Source organism: Moraxella porci DSM 25326 (genome assembly GCF_002014855.1).
Classification (GTDB): domain Bacteria; phylum Pseudomonadota; class Gammaproteobacteria; order Pseudomonadales; family Moraxellaceae; genus Moraxella; species Moraxella porci.
In genome coordinates this window covers 1-886 of record NZ_MUYV01000025.1, presented here as the reverse complement: position 1 = coordinate 886, position 886 = coordinate 1, and the positions used below count along the sequence as shown (strand labels likewise).

Annotated in this window: 1 protein-coding gene; it reads left to right on the top strand. The window is 49.1% G+C overall.

Annotated features, from left to right (window positions below):
- Positions 1-824 (top strand): OmpA family protein (locus tag B0681_RS10240; protein ID WP_211271536.1); only part of this gene is annotated, 824 nt, incomplete at its 5' end.
- Positions 825-886 lie beyond the last annotated feature (62 nt).

Here is an 886-nt window from a genome sequence, read left to right as displayed (position 1 = left end):
TGGCACTGGCGATGACCGCCTGCGCCACCTCTCCAACCAAAGTCACCGCCGAGGGTACGACGGATAATCCTGTGTGGCCAAAATGGGACTCTGTCACTTTTGATAATAAGCGTGGCACCTTTCCTGATTTGACCAGCCTGCGTGAAGTCAAGCCTGGTATGACCAAGGATCAAATCTATCAGCTGCTGGGCCGTCCACATTATGCCGAAGTATGGCGTCCGCGTGAGTGGAATTATCTATTCCACTTCCACACCCCTGGTGTTGGTACCAATGATGTGACGACTTGCCAGTTCAAGCTATTATTTGACCAAGACAAATTCACTCGCAGCCAATACTGGAACCCAGTTGATCCAATTGATGGCGCTTGCCCACCAAAGCTTGAAGAACCAACCGCATCTGTTCAACCACCTGCACCACTGGATGCCAAATTGCAGCGCTACACTCTAAATGCTGATGCGCTATTTGCCTTTGACAAATATTCACTCAATGACATGCTACCAGGCGGTCGTCGTGATTTGGATGAGTTGGCAGCTCGTCTAAACACCTTTGATGAACTCAATTCAGTCATCATCACAGGACATACTGATTACTTAGGCTCAGATGCTTACAACTTAACACTGTCTCAAAACCGTGCCAAAACCGTCGTGGATTATCTAACAGCACGCGGTATCCCTGCGCAGATTATCCGTGCTTATGGTGCAGGCGAAACCACACCAGTCAAGCAGTGTAATGCCAACCAGCCACGAGCACAGCTGATTGAATGCCTGCAACCAAACCGCCGTGTAACTGTTGATGTCGATGGCTCAGGTATTCTAAACCCATAAACCATACCGATCATCCATCGGCATTACGGAAAATACCAAACACCGCTACTTGATGTGGCGGT